Origin of the sequence: Ideonella lacteola (genome assembly GCF_038066555.1) — a bacterium.
GTDB classification, from domain to species: domain Bacteria; phylum Pseudomonadota; class Gammaproteobacteria; order Burkholderiales; family Burkholderiaceae_C; genus Ideonella; species Ideonella lacteola.
On the sequence record NZ_JBBUTG010000002.1, the window covers coordinates 173,356 to 186,572 of the forward strand.

A 13,217-nucleotide genomic window follows, 5' to 3' on the forward strand; every position below is an offset into this window, starting at 1 on the left:
TCCCGCGGCCAGTGATTGACGTTACACCTGCACCTTGTTTTCGCTCAAAGGAGTTCGCATGAAGAGATCCCTGCTCGTCCTGGCCACCTTGGCAGCTGTCGGTGCCGCCCACGCGGAAATCAACGACACGTTGAAGAAGATCAAGGACAGTGGCGTGGTCACGATGGGGGTGCGCGAATCCTCGGGCGCACTGTCTTTCACCTTGGGTGATGGCAAGTACGTGGGCTACCACATCGAGCTGTGCCAGCGCGTTCTGGCCGACGTCGAAAAGCTGGTCGGCAAGAAGCTCGAGATCAAGTACCAGCCGGTCACCTCGCAGAACCGCATCCCGCTGGTGCAGAACGGTACCGTGGACATCGAGTGCGGCTCGACCACCAACAATGCCACCCGCCAGAAGGACGTCGCCTTTGCGGTGACCACCTACGTCGAGGAAGTGCGCATCGCCACGCACGCCAGCTCGGGCATCACCTCGATTGGCCAGCTCAACGGCAAGAAGGTGGCCACCACCACCGGCACGACTTCGGTGCAGACGCTGCGCAAGCATGAGCGTGCCACCGGTGTGAACTTCGAGGAAGTCTTCGGCAAGGATCACGCCGACAGCTTCCTGCTGCTCGAATCCGGCCGCGCCGATGCATTCGTGATGGACGGCCAGATCCTGGCCGGCCTGATCTCCAAGTCGAAGGCCCCGAACGACTTCAAGATCGTCGGCGAAGTGCTGTCGGTCGAGCCGATCGCGATCATGATCCGCAAGGATGATCCGGCCTTCAAGAAGGCGGTCGACACCACGCTGTCGGGCTTGATGAAGTCGGGCGAGATCAACAAGATCTACGACAAGTGGTTCATGCAGCCGATCCCGCCCAACAACACCAAGGTGGGGCTGCCGGCTTCGGAAGCCACCAAGTCAGCCTGGGCCACCCCGAACGACAAGCCGATGGAAGACTACGCGAAGAAGTAAGACTTCTCCGCGCAAACACCGTGGCCCCGGGCCCGGTGTTTGCATAGGCTGACGGCGCGGCCGCCCGCAGGTTGCCGCGCCTTTTCTTTGTGCGCGGAGGGGAGTTTCGTGGCGAATTGGGATTGGCAGGTCTTCTGCAAGGACACCATCAGCGGCGAGGTGTCCGGCCGCTGCTTTGGCAGTGGCGGCGATATCACCTACCTGGATTGGATTCTGTCGGCATGGGGTTGGACGCTGATGGTGGCGCTCTCGGCCTTGGTGGTGGCGCTGCTGGTGGGCTCACTCATGGGCATCTTGCGCACCGTGCCCAGCAAGGGGTTGTCATTTCTCGGCAATGCGTGGACGGAGCTCTTCCGCAACGTCCCGCTGCTCGTGCAGATCGTTCTTTGGTACCACGTCATCCCGTCCTTGCTGCCGCCATTGAAGAATGTGCCCAGCTTTGTCCTGGTTGTCCTGGCACTCGGATTCTTCACGTCGGCCCGGATCGCCGAACAGGTGAAGGCCGGCATCCAGAGCCTGCCCAAAGGGCAGCGCTACGCCGGTCTGGCCATGGGCCTGACCCTGCCGCAGACCTATCGCTTCGTGCTGCTGCCGATGGCGTTTCGCATCGTCATTCCGCCGCTCACCAGCGAGAGCATGAACATCATCAAGAACTCGTCGGTGGCTTTCGCGGTGTCGATCGCCGAGCTGACGCAGTTCGCGATGCAGGCGCAGGAAGAAACCTCGCGCGGCATCGAGATCTATCTGGCGGTGACCGGGCTTTACTTCATCTCAGCGTTCGCGATCAACCGGATCGCCAAGGTGATTGAAGGCCGCATGCAGGTGCCCGGCTTGATCGGTGGGGGCAAGTGAGATGAATCTCGACTTTGCCTTCCTCAACTGGGGTGTCATCTCCAGCTTCATCCTCAAGGGCTTGTTCTTTTCGATCCAGCTGACCGTGATCGCCATGATCGGCGGGATCGCGTTGGGGACGGTTCTGGCCCTGATGCGTCTTTCCGGCAAGCCGTGGCTCGTCATGCCCGCGGCCGCCTACGTCAACACGCTGCGGTCGATCCCGCTGGTGATGGTGATTCTGTGGTTCTTCCTGCTGATCCCGATGCTGATCGGGCGGCCCATGGGCGCGGAACTGTCGGCCATCATCACGTTCACGGTATTCGAGGCCGCGTACTACTCCGAGATCATGCGGGCGGGTATCCAGAGCGTGCCGCGCGGCCAGGTCTTCGCGGGCTACGCGGTGGGCATGACCTACCGGCAGACGATGCAGTTGGTGGTGCTGCCGCAGGCCTTCCGCAACATGCTGCCCGTGCTGCTGACTCAGACGATCATCCTCTTCCAGGACACATCACTGGTCTATGCCATCGGCGCTTACGACCTGCTCAAAGGCTTCGAAGTGGCCGGCAAGAACTTCAACCGGCCAGTCGAGACCTATCTCGCGGCAGCCGTCGTCTACTTCATCATTTGCTTCAGCCTGTCCATGCTCGTCAAGCGGCTGCAGCGCAAGATCCAGATCATTCGATAAGAGGTTGCCGCCATGATCGACATCAAGAACGTCTCCAAGTGGTACGGCTCGTTCCAGGTGCTGACCGACTGCACCACCTCCATCAAAAAGGGTGAAGTGGTCGTTGTCTGCGGGCCCTCCGGCTCGGGCAAGTCCACGCTGATCAAGACCGTCAATGCGCTGGAACCCATCCAGAAGGGCGACATCGTCGTTGACGGTACGTCGATCGCCGACCCCAAGACCAACCTGCCCAAGCTGCGCAGCCGCGTGGGCATGGTGTTCCAGCACTTCGAGCTGTTCCCGCACCTGTCGGTGACCGAGAACCTCACGCTGGCGCAGGTGAAGGTGCTGGGTCGCAACGTCGACGACGCGAAGACCCGCGGCCTGAAGATGCTGGACCGTGTGGGCCTGATGGCGCACAAGGACAAGTTCCCGGGCCAGCTCTCGGGCGGCCAGCAGCAGCGTGTGGCCATCGCCCGTGCCCTGAGCATGGACCCGATCGTCATGCTGTTCGATGAGCCCACGTCGGCGCTCGACCCCGAGATGGTGGGCGAAGTGCTGGACGTGATGGTGCAGCTTGCCAACGAAGGCATGACGATGATGTGCGTCACCCATGAGATGGGCTTTGCGCGCAAGGTGAGCCACCGCGTCATCTTCATGGACGCCGGCAAGATCATCGAAGACTGCACCAAGGAAGAATTCTTCGGCCGCCCCGAGGCTCGTTCGCCGCGTGCGAAGGAGTTCCTGTCGAAGATCCTGCAGCACTGATCGCTGCGGCCAGCCTCCACCCACCCGACGTCGCCTGGCCCATGCGCCAGGCGATTTGCCTTTCAGCGGGCTGAAGTGCTGGTGCGTTCGCTCAGCCAGGTGTCCAGCGCCTCAGCGGGCAGCGGGCGGCTGATCAGGTAGCCCTGCAACTCGTCGCAGTGCATGGCGGCCAATGCGTCGCGTTGGGCCGGCGTCTCCACCCCTTCGGCGGTGACCGTGCGCTTCAGGCCGTGGCCGAGCTGCACGATGGCCCGCACGATCGCCAAGGCGCCAGCGTCGTGGGGCAACGCGGTCACGAAGCTGCGGTCGATCTTGATCTTGTCGACCGTCAGCTCGCGCAGGTGGGCCAGTGACGACTGGCCCGTTCCGAAATCGTCGATCGCGATGCGCACGCCCAGCAGCTTCAGCTCGCGCAGCGCGCTTTTCACCGCCTCGATGTCGTCCATCAGCACGCGTTCGGTGAGCTCCAGCTCCAACCAATGGCCGGGCACTTGCTCTTCGCGCAACAAGGCCGCCACGCTGTCGACCAGGTCAGAAGCATGGAACTCCAGGCTGGACAGGTTCACCGCCACCGGCATCACCGCCGAATCTGGCCACTGCGCGCGCCAGGCCTTGGCCTGACGCAGTGCCTGGCGCATCGTCCAGCGGCCGATCCGTTGCATCAGGCGGCGCTGCTCGGCCACCGGCACGAAATCGTCTGGGCCCAGCAGGCCCCGTTCGGGGTGATGCCAGCGGATCAGCGCTTCGAGCGCGACGCACTGCCCGTCGTCGGCGCGCACCACCGGCTGGTACTGCAACTCGAACTCGCCGCGCTCCAGCGCATGGCCGAGCTGGATCTCCAGCAGCAGCGCTTCGTAGGCCACACTGGCCATCGAACTCTCGAACAGCTGGAAGTTCGCACGCCCACGTGACTTGGCCACGTACATCGCCGTGTCGGCGTGCTTGATCAAGGTGCCTGAGTCTTCGCCGTGGTCGGGGAAGAACGCCATGCCAATCGAGGGCGTCACCGAGATCGACTGGCCCTCCATCTCCATCGGCGCCTCGATCGCGCGCAGCAGCTTGTGGGCCACCTCTTCGGCCTCGTGCTGCAGTTGTGCGGTGGGCAGCAGCACCATGAACTCGTCGCCACCGAAGCGGGCGACGAGGTCGCTGGCGCGCAGGCAGTCGGTGATGCGGGAGGCCACCGTCTTGAGCAAGGTGTCGCCCACCAGGTGGCCCAGCGAATCGTTGACACGCTTGAAATGATCGAGGTCCACGAACAGCAGCGCGAGTCGGCCATTGCTTTCGCGCGCGGCGGCCATCAACTGATCCAGCCGCTCCATGAAGGCGCCGCGGTTGGGCAGGCCGGTGAGCATGTCGTGGTGGGCCAGGTGGTGGATGCGCGCTTGCGCGGCGTGGCGATCGCGCATGTCACGAACGATGGTCATGCGGATGCGCTCGCCGTTGCGCAGCATCGTCCGCACGATGAACTCCACCGGAATCTCGTGGCCGTCCTTGTGCAGGATGGCCAGCTCGTAGGCCGTCTCCTGGCCGGCGCTCATCACCGCCAGCACGCGTGCCACATGCTGGGGCGCGATGAAGCTCAGCACATGCCGGCCCAGCATCTCCGGCAAGGAATGGCCGGTCAGCGCCAGGATGGGGGGGTTGGCATCGGTGACGAGGCCATCTTTGTGAAAGACGATGCCTTCCACGCTCGCGTGCATGAACTTGCCGAGCCGCTCTTCCGATTCGCGCACCGCGCGCTCGGCCAGGCGATGCTTGGTGATGTCATTGATCAGCACGAAGGCCGATTGCGGTCGGCCGTCCGGCCCCAGGTGCGGCAGCAGGTTGACTTCCAGCCAGCGCGGCTGGCCGTCGGCGCCCTTGACTTGCCGCTCGTAGTTGACCGCCTCGCGCTTGTCCAGCACGTGGTCGACATACGGCGCGATCTCGCGCGCTGCCTCTTCGCCGATCACCTGGGCAAATGTGCACCCGACGATCGACCGTTCGTCCAGCCCGAAGGTCCGGGCGTACTGCTTGTTGGCGAACTGGCAGCGGCGGGTTTCCGCGTCGTAGCAGGCGATCAGGGCCGGCACGTTGTCGGCCAGCAGCCGAAACTGGTCGGCGCTGAAATCGTCGGCGGGCAGGGCGGGATCGGACATGGCGCGGCGGGCTTTCTTCTCGTCCCTCTGGCCGATCATAGCCCTGGGCCTGCCGGCCGGGAATCCGTACCGGGCACCGGCCCGTCACCTGCTCAGGTGGCGGGATGGGCAGGCCGTGGACCGCCGTCAGCCTCGGGCGGCGGCCGCAGCTTCGCTGTCCAGCATGCCAAAGAACCGGCAGATCCGACCGTCTTGGACCTGCCAAACATGCACCCACGGCGCCTCGAAGACCCCGCCCCGGGGCAGGGCCTGGGTGCGCTCCCAGCCCAAGACCGTCACATGGCCCGGCCCCGCCAGAAACTCGCGCGGCTCGAAAGCTTGAATCTGGTCGACCTGCGCGACCGCCTGGAACCACGCCGCCACCTGGGCGTGGCCCCGCACCTGGCCGGTGTAAGGCGCCTGGTGGTCGCCGACGAACTGCCAGGCCACCTCAGGGGCCATCAACGACAACAGCGCGGGCACATCGCCGCGGCCAAAGGCGGCGTAGGCGGCTTGGACCAGTTCGGTGGGTGAGGTGGGCAGCGCAGCGTCCATCGGGTGCTCCTGAAGGTTCATATGGATCGGCGGCGTTGGCCGCCAGAAACGCATACGCCGTCGGCGACGGGCTGGATGCATCGCAGGCCAAGCGGCGACAATCCCGCCATGTCTTCGCTGCCCGACACCCTGACCCTCACCCGCCCGGACGACTGGCACCTGCACGTGCGTGATGGCGCCGCCCTGGCCGCGGTATTGCCCCACACCGCCCGCCAATTCGGCCGCGCGATCATCATGCCGAACCTGCGGCCGCCGATCACCACCACCGCGCAGGCGATGGCCTACCGTGACCGCATCCTGGCGGCGCGCCCGGAAGGCGCGGGAAGCGACTTCACCCCGTTGATGACGCTGTACCTCACCGATTTGACGCCGCCCGACGAGATCCGCCGCGCGAAAGAGGCCGGCGTCGTCGCGTTGAAGCTGTACCCGGCCGGTGCCACCACCAACAGCGATGCCGGCGTGACCGACATCCGCAAGACCTACGCCACGCTCGAAGCGATGCAGCGTGAGGGTGTGCTGCTCCTGGTGCACGGCGAGGTCACCGACCCCGCGGTGGATGTGTTCGACCGCGAAGCGGTGTTCATCGACCAGGTGATGCGCCCGCTCCGCCAGGACTTTCCGGAGCTGAAGGTGGTGTTCGAGCACATCACCACCCAGGATGCCGCCCAGTACGTGGCGGATGCAGGGGCGCACACGGCGGCCACGATCACGGCGCACCACCTGCTGTACAACCGCAATGCGATCTTCCAGGGCGGGCTGCGGCCTCACTACTACTGCCTGCCGGTGCTGAAGCGCGAGGTTCATCGCCAGGCCTTGCTGAAGGCGGTGGCGTCGGGCTCCGATCAATTCTTCCTCGGCACCGATTCGGCACCGCATGCGTCGGTGATGAAAGAGGCGTCGGTCTGTGGTGCGGGCTGCTTTACCGCGCCGAGTGCACTAGAGCTGTACGCCGAGGCCTTCGAGGCCATCGGCGCGCTCGACAAGCTCGACGCCTTTGCCGGCCACCACGGACCGGCCTTCTACGGCCTGCCGCGCAACACCGGCACGGTCACCCTGCGCCGCGAGCCTTGGGCGCTGCCCGAGACACTGCCGTTTGGCGATGCGCTCATCAAGCCGCTGCGCGCCGGCGAAACCCTGCACTGGCGTCTGTCGGCCTGAGCGACGACGACAGCCTTCTCGGGCCATGGCCGGGCGATGCGCCCGATACTTCTTGTCGCAGTGAAACTGTGTAAAGCCGGCGCCTGACGTCGGCTGGGCACGGCCCCCGGGCGTTGATCAGACATGTTCCGATTCACGGAGATGTTCTGATGCGTTCATACCGCCGCCCCTTGATGGTGATCGCCGCAGCCACCGCCATCAGCACTCTGATGTCGGCTTGTGTCGTGGTGCCTGCCCGCGGCTACTACCGCTACCACTACCGCTATTACGGCGAGGCCAAGCCGGCACAAGTGGTCCCTCAAGCGGCCGCTCCCGAGGCCTCGCGGGCGCCCACCGAAGGCTGATCGGCGATCGGTCTGTCTGGCGCGGTGGTGTCCGTGGGACAATCCGCGTCGTGAAGCAGGCCAGACCGCCGCTGGTGCGATCGCCGAAAGGCGGCACTGGAGGAAGGTCCGGACTGCGCAGAGCAGCGTAGCGGGTAACGCCCGTCCACCGCGAGGTGCGGATCAGAGCCACAGAGACGAGTCTTGTCGGAGCTCCCGAGCATGGGTGTTCTACACGGGGCCGGCGCACGCCGGTCGCCGCCGAGCGTAAGCCGGCGGCTTGGGTGCAAGCCCAAACCGGGTAGCCACCCTTGTCGGGGCGCAGTCCCGACAAGGGTGAAACGCGGCAATCTCTACGCGCAGCAACACCAAATAGGCCGGCATTGAAGCGGCTCGCTGAGCCGGCGGGTAGGTGGCATCGAGCCAGGCGGGCAACCGCCCGGCCCAGAGGAATGGCGGTCACGGCCAAGGTCTCGCAAGAGGCCGAGGCTGCACAGAATCCGGCCTATCGGCCTGCTTCACACTTTCTGGTTGTTTGCCCCGTGCTGCCCGGCACGGCGGCTGTCGCACTCAACACGTGCTGACAGTGAGGACGTCCCGCTGCGGGCGCGTGAGCGCCACCAGCATGGCCGCGCCGGTGTACAGGCCCACGAGTTGCGTCATCTCGATCAAGGTGGGGTCGTCAAAGTGTTCGCGCAGGTGCGAGAACAACGAGTCGCTCACGGCGATGGCGGGAACCAGCGCATCCACCAAGGCCATCGCCGCACGTTCGCGTTCACTCCAGAGGGCAGGATCAGGCGCCGCCGACCGCGTGTCAGCGATCTGTGCGCGGCTCAGCCCCATGCGCTCGGAAATCGTGTCGACGTGCAGGTGCCACTCGTAGTCGTTGCGCGCCGCGAAGCAGGTTCTGAGGATCAGCAGTTCGCGCAGGGCCGGCGGCAGAGCGCGGCGGTCCAGCAGGCCCGTTGGGCCAAGCAGGCCGCTGTCGACCAGGTGAATGAACAGGCCCTCGTTGCGCGCGACCGTGCGGAAGATCGCCGGGGGTGTCATCGAGGGTGGAATCAGCCGGGCAAAGCGTTCGGCCAGAGGGGCCGAGTAGGGCGCGGCCACAGGTTCAATGCGAGGCATGGTGAGCTCCTTCTGATTGCTACGGATTCAGTAGCGAAACGAGCCAATGCTACATTAAACGTAGCATTGGCTCGAGAAGACGAAAACTCGTCACACATCCGAATGGCGTCGACCCCGGAAACCCACAAGCAGGCGATCAACGCTGCGATGGAGCTTCTCCACAAGCGGTGGATGATGCGGGTCATCTGGGAGCTTCGCGGCGGCCCGCTGACCTTTCGCGCACTGCAAGCCGCCTGTGGCGATCTCTCGCCCACCGTGCTGAACCAACGGCTGGGCGAACTCCGCGAGGCGCGTCTGCTCATCAGTGACGAGAGCGGCTACCAGCTCTTGCCGATCGGTCGCGATCTTCTCGAAGCGTTCGCGCCTTTGTCGAAGTGGGCAGTACGCTGGCATCGGCAGGGGTGATCGGGCCTCACCTACACTCGAAGGCTTCCCCGATGAATCCCGAAGCCTCCAAAGTCTGGTCCGGTCCCCGTTGGCTGCTCGCCGCCTTGCTTGCCTGCCTGGGCATGCTCGGGCCGTTCTCGATCGACACCTACCTGCCGGCGTTCAAAGGCATTGCCGACGCGCTCGAAGCGACGCCGCTGCAGATGCAGCAGACGCTGTCGGCCTACCTGCTCGGCTTCGCGGCGATGAATCTGTTCCACGGCGCCTTGGCCGACAGCTTCGGCCGCCGCCCGATCGTGCTCGGCGGGGTGGCCGTCTTCACGGTGGCTTCGGTGGGCTGTGCGCTCAGCGAGTCGATCGCCGCGCTGGTGGCCTTTCGTGCATTGCAGGGCATGTCGGCCGGCGCGGGCATGGTGGTGTCGCGGGCGGTGATCCGCGATCTGTTTCCGCCGTCCGAAGCGCAGCGGGTGATGTCGCAGGTCACGATCTACTTCGGCGTGGCGCCGGCCGTGGCGCCGATCGTGGGCGCCTTCCTGTTCGTGCACCTGGGCTGGCACTCGATCTTCTGGTTCCTGGTCGCCGTGGGCGCGGCCTTGTGGCTGACGATGTGGCGCATGCTGCCCGAGACGCTGCACCCCAGCCAGGTGCAGCCCTTCAGCGCCGGCCACCTGATGCGTGGCTACTGGCAGATGGTGTCGAGCTCCAAGTTCGTCGCGCTGGCATTCGCCTCGGGCGTACCGTTCAACGGCATGTTCCTCTACGTGCTGTCGGCGCCCGTGTTCCTGCACGACATCCTGCACCTGGAGCCCACCCAGTTCTTCTGGTTCTTCTTGTCCACCATCGGCGGCATCATGGCGGGCGCCTGGTGGTCTGGCCGACTGGCAGGGCGGCTGCCCCCACGGCGGCAGATCCGCCGCGGCTTCCGCATCATGGCCACGGTGTCGGTGGTCAACGTGGTGATGAACCTGCTGCTGCCGGCGCATCCGTTGTGGGCCATTCCGTTGATCGGCATTTTTGCCTTCGGCTGGGCGCTGATGGTGCCGGTGGTCACGCTGCTGGTGCTGGATCAGGCGCCCGATCGCCGCGGCATGGCCTCGTCGCTGCAGGCCTGCATTGGCAGCGTGGCCAACGCGCTGGTGGCTGGTGCCATCGCGCCGCTGGTCATGCATTCGGCCGTCAGCCTGGCGATCGCCTCTCTGCTGATGATGGGCATCGGCATCGGCGCCTGGGCGTGGGTCAGGCCGCGCCTGGAACTGCCGCCCGGCTGAGCTGGCCGGCTCAAGATAACTCCACACCGGCCGATATCCAGGCGATGCCCCGGTGCACCGCCCGGCCTGTGGAGTTGCCATGCCCTGGAACCAACCTCTTTCCCGCTTCGTTCGTCCCGTTGCCTTGACCTCGTTGGCGCTGGCCTGTGCCATGACCACCGCCTGGGCGGGCGGCGGTCACGACGAAGAGAAGGCGCCTGCCAAACCCACCGGCAAGGAAGCCCGCCCGGGCAAGGATGCCGCATCCGCCGATGCGATGGACACCTTGCGCCAGCGGCTGGCCGAGAGGCTGGGTGCCCAGAAGCCGCCGGAGAACGGCAACCCCAACGTCGTGCGCGTCGACAACCGGGCGACGGCGGCTCCGGCCGCAGCCGCAGGGGCCGGCGGCAGCGTCGCCAGCTCGCATGCGGTGGCCAGCACGGCCGCCAAGGTCAATGGTCGTCCGCCGCCGCCCGCACCCAGGCGAGCAGAGCGGATCGAGCGCGAGCCCGATCCCCGGCTCGCTGCGCCGGCCGCCCACGCGGCGCCGCATGGTGACCATTGGGACTACAACGGCGAGGTGGGCCCCGACGCCTGGGGCAAGCTGAAGCCCGAATTCAACAAGTGCTCCACCGGCCAGCGCCAAAGCCCGATCGATATCCGTGGTGGCATCGCGGTGCAGTTGGAGCCGATCCAGTTCGACTACCGCACCACTGGCTTTTCGGTGATCGACAACGGCCACACCGTGCAGGTGAATCTGCCGTCGGGCAACTCGATCAACGTGCTGGGCCGCCGCTTCGACCTGTTGCAGTTCCACTTCCACCGGCCCTCGGAAGAGCGGATCAACGGCAAGCAATTCGACATGGTGGCGCACCTCGTCCACAAAGATGCCGAAGGCAAGCTCGCCGTGGTGGCCGTGCTGCTCGACCGGGGCGCGGCCCAGCCTTTGATCCAGGCCGTGTGGAACGCCTTGCCGCTGGAGAAAAACGAGCTGCAGGCGGCGCCCGGCACCATCGACCTGAACAAGCTCTTGCCCGAAGACCGCCGCTATTACACCTACATGGGCTCGCTCACCACACCGCCTTGCAGCGAGGGCGTGCTGTGGATGGTGATGAAGACGCCGGTGCCGGTCTCGCCCGAGCAGATCGAGATCTTCTCTCGCCTGTATCCGATGAACGCGCGCCCGGTGCAGCCTTTGGCGGGGCGTTTGATCAAGGAATCGAACTGATCCTTGCAAGGCGAGCACGGGGCCCGGGCGCCCCGGGGCGCCGCCCAGATCGCGTCCCCGTGCAGAAGCCGACGACGCGCGCTTGACGCGGATCAATCACGACGGCGAAACCGGTTCAAGGCCGGTGGGCGCACTTCCGATAGCTCAGGGGTCATCACGTCAAAACCCCTGCCGGTATGCGCCACAACACACCGAACATCGACGAAGAGTTCGTCTACCCAGAGGCCCAGACGCTGGTCTCGATGACGGATCGACAGGGCCGCATCGTCTACTGCAACCCGGCCTTCGTCGACGTCAGCGGCTACAGCCGCGACGAGCTGCTCGGGCAGCCCCACAACCTGATCCGCCACCCCGATGTGCCGGCCGAGGCGTTCCGTGACCTGTGGGAAACGATCGAACGGGGCCAACCGTGGTCCGGCCTGGTGAAGAACCGGCGCAAGGACGGGCGCTACTACTGGGTGATCGCCAACGTCACGCCCATCCTGGAGCGCGGCGCGATCGTCGGCTATCTATCGGTGCGGGCCCGTCCGGCGGACGAGGCGAAAGCCGCGGCCGAAGCGCTGTACCGCCAGTGGCGCGACCAGACGCGTGCGGGCCGCCGGACGTGGCGCCTGCGCGCGGGCCGTGTCGAGTGGCCCGGTTGGCGCGGCTGGTGGGCACGGGCCGGGCGGCTGCCGCTCGGCCTTCGGCTGGGCGCTGGCATCGCCACCGCGGCGGGCGTGTCGCTGGCGGCAGGTTGGTGGGCGGGCACACAGGGCGGCGGGCCGACGATGGTGGGCGCTGTGGCCGCCTCGGGCGCCGCGGTGGCGGCGGCGGTGTGGGCGATGCGGCAGATGGCCATCCGCCCGCTGCAGGCCGTGCTGCAGGGGTGCCACCGCATGGCGGCAGGCGACCTCGCGCAGCGCCTGAACGCCGACCAGCCGGGGGTGATGGGCGATCTGGCCCGCGGCTTCAACCAACTCGGCATCAACCTGCGATCGGTGGTGGGGGACGCACGGGTCGAGATCGAGAACATGCGGCGGGCCACCGACGAGATTGCCGGAGGCAACCGCGACCTGTCGGCCCGTACCGAATCCCAGGCCGCGAGCCTGGAGCAGACGGCCTCGTCGATGGAGCAGATCACCGTCACGGTGCGCCAGAGCGCCGACGCCGCGGCGCAGGCCGCGCGCCTCGCAGCCGATGCCGGGCAGATCACCCACGACGGCAACCGTGCGGTGGAGACGCTCGCTGCCTCGATGAAAGAGATCCACGACTCGGCCGCGCGCATCGGCGAGATCATCGGCGTGATCGAGGGCATCGCCTTCCAGACCAGCCTGCTGTCGCTCAATGCGGCGGTGGAAGCCGCGCGGGCCGGAGAAACCGGCCGCGGCTTCGCGGTGGTGGCCGGCGAAGTGCGGGCGCTCGCCACCCGCACCGCGGGTGCCGCGAAAGAGGTCAAGCGCCTCATCGAGGGCTCGAACCAGCGCGTGGCGGACGGCAGCGTGCAGGCCGAGCGCGCCCGAGAGACGATCCAGAAGGCGGTGGACGCCGTGTCCCAGGTCTCCGAGATCATCCAGGGCATCAGCCGAGGCGCGCAAGAGCAGCTGTCCGGCATCTCGCAGGTGAACGCGGCGGTGGGGCAACTGGACTCGATCACCCAGCAGAACGCGGGCCTGGTGCAACAGGTGGCCGAATCCGCGGTGGGGTTGCAGGCGAGGGCGGAGACCGTCACGGCGTCGGTGCAGGTCTTCCAGCTGGGGCGTGACGATGACCACATCGGCCAGATCGCCCGCCAGGATGCGGCACAACTGCGGCGAGCCGGCAAGGCGAAGCTGGCAACCGCCCGTTGAGGCCAAGGCGCTTTGGCGCCG

Annotated in this window: 13 protein-coding genes and 1 other RNA gene; 11 read left to right on the top strand and 3 right to left on the bottom strand. The window is 66.3% G+C overall.

Annotated features, from left to right (window positions below):
- Positions 1–58 precede the first annotated feature (58 nt).
- From AACH06_RS04255 to AACH06_RS04270, 4 genes are all read left to right on the top strand, one after another.
- Complete coding sequence (locus AACH06_RS04255) at positions 59–955, top strand: amino acid ABC transporter substrate-binding protein (RefSeq protein ID WP_341424383.1); 897 nt, start codon at positions 59–61, stop codon at positions 953–955.
- A 108-nt stretch (positions 956–1,063) separates the two neighbouring features.
- The gene (locus tag AACH06_RS04260) at positions 1,064–1,807 is read left to right on the top strand and encodes an amino acid ABC transporter permease (protein WP_341424384.1); all 744 of its coding nucleotides are present in this window, start codon (positions 1,064–1,066) and stop codon (positions 1,805–1,807) included.
- A gap of 1 nt (position 1,808) precedes the next feature.
- Complete coding sequence (locus AACH06_RS04265) at positions 1,809–2,474, top strand: amino acid ABC transporter permease (protein ID WP_341424385.1); 666 nt, start codon at positions 1,809–1,811, stop codon at positions 2,472–2,474.
- A 12-nt stretch (positions 2,475–2,486) separates the two neighbouring features.
- On the top strand, positions 2,487–3,221 hold the full coding sequence (locus AACH06_RS04270) for an amino acid ABC transporter ATP-binding protein (RefSeq protein ID WP_341424386.1): 735 nt from the start codon (positions 2,487–2,489) through the stop codon (positions 3,219–3,221).
- A 62-nt stretch (positions 3,222–3,283) separates the two neighbouring features.
- Here AACH06_RS04270 and AACH06_RS04275 read toward each other — a convergent pair whose 3' ends face one another.
- Positions 3,284–5,362, bottom strand: a complete 2,079-nt coding sequence (locus AACH06_RS04275; protein WP_341424387.1) for a putative bifunctional diguanylate cyclase/phosphodiesterase — start codon at positions 5,360–5,362, stop codon at positions 3,284–3,286.
- A 126-nt stretch (positions 5,363–5,488) separates the two neighbouring features.
- Positions 5,489–5,896 carry a nuclear transport factor 2 family protein gene (locus tag AACH06_RS04280; RefSeq protein ID WP_341424388.1) on the bottom strand — a complete coding sequence of 136 codons (408 nt, stop codon included), beginning with the start codon at positions 5,894–5,896 and terminating at the stop codon, positions 5,489–5,491.
- A 117-nt stretch (positions 5,897–6,013) separates the two neighbouring features.
- Here AACH06_RS04280 and pyrC point away from each other — a divergent pair, with 117 nt between their 5' ends.
- The 3 genes from pyrC to rnpB all read left to right on the top strand — a co-directional run bounded on the left by pyrC (position 6,014) and on the right by rnpB (position 7,901).
- Positions 6,014–7,054, top strand: coding sequence for a dihydroorotase (pyrC, locus tag AACH06_RS04285; protein WP_341424682.1), 1,041 nt, complete (start codon positions 6,014–6,016; stop codon positions 7,052–7,054).
- Between the two features lie 149 nt (positions 7,055–7,203).
- Positions 7,204–7,398 (top strand): hypothetical protein, encoded by a 195-nt coding sequence (locus tag AACH06_RS04290; RefSeq protein ID WP_341424389.1) that lies wholly within the window; start codon positions 7,204–7,206, stop codon positions 7,396–7,398.
- 52 nt (positions 7,399–7,450) lie between these two features.
- An RNA gene (gene rnpB / locus AACH06_RS04295) (RNase P RNA component class A) lies at positions 7,451–7,901 on the top strand.
- Between the two features lie 46 nt (positions 7,902–7,947).
- Here the strand turns inward: rnpB and AACH06_RS04300 are convergent.
- A complete protein-coding gene (locus tag AACH06_RS04300; protein WP_341424390.1) occupies positions 7,948–8,505 on the bottom strand; it encodes a carboxymuconolactone decarboxylase family protein in 558 nt (185 codons plus the stop codon).
- Between the two features lie 102 nt (positions 8,506–8,607).
- On the opposite strand from AACH06_RS04300, the gene AACH06_RS04305 reads away from it, so the two are divergent.
- The 4 genes from AACH06_RS04305 to AACH06_RS04320 all read left to right on the top strand — a co-directional run bounded on the left by AACH06_RS04305 (position 8,608) and on the right by AACH06_RS04320 (position 13,196).
- Positions 8,608–8,910, top strand: coding sequence for a winged helix-turn-helix transcriptional regulator (locus AACH06_RS04305; RefSeq protein WP_341424391.1), 303 nt, complete (start codon positions 8,608–8,610; stop codon positions 8,908–8,910).
- 32 nt (positions 8,911–8,942) lie between these two features.
- Positions 8,943–10,160, top strand: coding sequence for a multidrug effflux MFS transporter (locus AACH06_RS04310; protein ID WP_341424392.1), 1,218 nt, complete (start codon positions 8,943–8,945; stop codon positions 10,158–10,160).
- 79 nt (positions 10,161–10,239) lie between these two features.
- A complete protein-coding gene (locus AACH06_RS04315; protein ID WP_341424393.1) occupies positions 10,240–11,367 on the top strand; it encodes a carbonic anhydrase in 1,128 nt (375 codons plus the stop codon).
- Positions 11,368–11,543: 176 nt separating this feature from the next.
- Positions 11,544–13,196 (top strand): methyl-accepting chemotaxis protein, encoded by a 1,653-nt coding sequence (locus AACH06_RS04320; protein ID WP_341424394.1) that lies wholly within the window; start codon positions 11,544–11,546, stop codon positions 13,194–13,196.
- Positions 13,197–13,217: the final 21 nt, after the last annotated feature.

Coding starts and splice junctions, on each gene's coding strand:
- AACH06_RS04255 (WP_341424383.1), top strand. CDS start 59: ATGAAGAGATCCCTGCTCGTCCTGGCCACCTTGGCAGCTGTCGGTGCC.
- AACH06_RS04265 (WP_341424385.1), top strand. CDS start 1,809: ATGAATCTCGACTTTGCCTTCCTCAACTGGGGTGTCATCTCCAGCTTC.
- AACH06_RS04270 (WP_341424386.1), top strand. CDS start 2,487: ATGATCGACATCAAGAACGTCTCCAAGTGGTACGGCTCGTTCCAGGTG.
- AACH06_RS04275 (WP_341424387.1), bottom strand. CDS start 5,362: ATGTCCGATCCCGCCCTGCCCGCCGACGATTTCAGCGCCGACCAGTTT.
- AACH06_RS04280 (WP_341424388.1), bottom strand. CDS start 5,896: ATGGACGCTGCGCTGCCCACCTCACCCACCGAACTGGTCCAAGCCGCC.
- AACH06_RS04290 (WP_341424389.1), top strand. CDS start 7,204: ATGCGTTCATACCGCCGCCCCTTGATGGTGATCGCCGCAGCCACCGCC.
- AACH06_RS04300 (WP_341424390.1), bottom strand. CDS start 8,505: ATGCCTCGCATTGAACCTGTGGCCGCGCCCTACTCGGCCCCTCTGGCC.
- AACH06_RS04305 (WP_341424391.1), top strand. CDS start 8,608: ATGGCGTCGACCCCGGAAACCCACAAGCAGGCGATCAACGCTGCGATG.
- AACH06_RS04310 (WP_341424392.1), top strand. CDS start 8,943: ATGAATCCCGAAGCCTCCAAAGTCTGGTCCGGTCCCCGTTGGCTGCTC.
- AACH06_RS04315 (WP_341424393.1), top strand. CDS start 10,240: ATGCCCTGGAACCAACCTCTTTCCCGCTTCGTTCGTCCCGTTGCCTTG.
- AACH06_RS04320 (WP_341424394.1), top strand. CDS start 11,544: ATGCGCCACAACACACCGAACATCGACGAAGAGTTCGTCTACCCAGAG.